The following is a 1,217-nucleotide window of genomic DNA, read 5'->3' on the forward strand; positions in this document are numbered from 1 at the left end:
GCTGAAGACGTATCCAAATAACGCGCCCCTCCATATCAATTTGGGCGTTATCGACTTGAAGCTACAGCGTTACGACGATGCGTTAACGCACTTCAATAGAGGCTGCGAGCTCGACCCAAGCAATATCCACTGCCCATTGTTTAAAGGAGAGGCCTTGTTAGCCCTCGCACGCTACGAAGATGCAGAAACAGAGTATTTGCGTGCGCTGGCATTAGACGATACCTCACTCTATGCGCATTATGGACTTGGGGTTATCTACGATTTGTATTTAATGAAGTACGATCTCGCTGAAGATCATTATCAAGCGTTTATCGACGGCGCGGATGAAGAAACGAACGCCGAGGATGTAAAAAGGGTTAAGATCTGGAAGCGTCTTTTGAAGAGGAAAGCATCCTAATGTTAAAAACTCTCCTGCACGCTGGTCTCTTTTTGGCTTTTATGTTGAGCGGATTGGCTGTATACGCGTCGGAGCCTAGCTCTAAAAAAGGGCAAACCATCGCAATCATAGGTAACTCTGAGTTACCGAAGATTGATGTTGCGCTACCATGGCGTGTGGCGAGTGACAAAGACGCAACGAAGATCGAGTTGACGCCGCAGAAAATGCCCGATGCGCTGAAGCCTACAGATATCAGCGAACATCGCGAACGTGTTTATTTCGAGAGATATATAAAAGTATCGACCGAATCCTTCACGAATTAAAATTCTCAATCTATCGTTAGTAATAACGCTTAGAAACAATCGATTAAAGGGAGATAACATTGGATACAGTGGTTAAGTTTTTTCAAGATGGCGGTTCTTTTATGTATCCCATTGCGGTTGTTTTAGCGATAGGTCTGGCGATTGCTGTAGAGCGGTTTATTTTTTTAACCGGTGCAAAGTCAACAAACCGCCGAGTATTTGAAGATGAATTGCTTCCCCTACTATTGAAAAACGAGTTCATTAAAGCGGGTGAGAAAGCGCGGAAAGGAAAGGCTGCAATCTCAACAATGCTCGACATTGGTCTCACTCGGCATAATGCAGGTCGCCCTCGGGACGAAATCGAGTATGCAATGGAGGAGTCTCTAATGGAGATTTTGCCGCGACTTGAGAAACGTACACCGTATCTCGCCATGCTGGCGAACGTTGCTACGTTATTGGGTTTGCTAGGCACGATCATCGGACTTATTGCAGCATTTACCGCCGTTGCCAATGCTGATCCCGCACAAAAAGCGAACCTG

General features: G+C 45.9%; 3 protein-coding genes. All 3 read left to right on the forward strand.

Going from position 1 to position 1,217, the window contains the following annotated elements:
- Positions 1–397 (forward strand): tetratricopeptide repeat protein (locus tag A3750_RS17145; protein ID WP_197475107.1); only part of this gene is annotated, 397 nt, incomplete at its 5' end.
- Positions 397–699, forward strand: coding sequence for a hypothetical protein (locus tag A3750_RS17150; RefSeq protein WP_068451979.1), 303 nt, complete (start codon positions 397–399; stop codon positions 697–699). The genes A3750_RS17145 and A3750_RS17150, both read left to right, overlap by 1 nt.
- 59 nt (positions 700–758) lie before the next feature.
- On the forward strand, positions 759–1,217 hold a 459-nt coding region (locus A3750_RS17155), incomplete at its 3' end, for a MotA/TolQ/ExbB proton channel family protein (RefSeq protein WP_082873337.1).

Source organism: Oleiphilus sp. HI0079 (assembly GCF_001635105.1).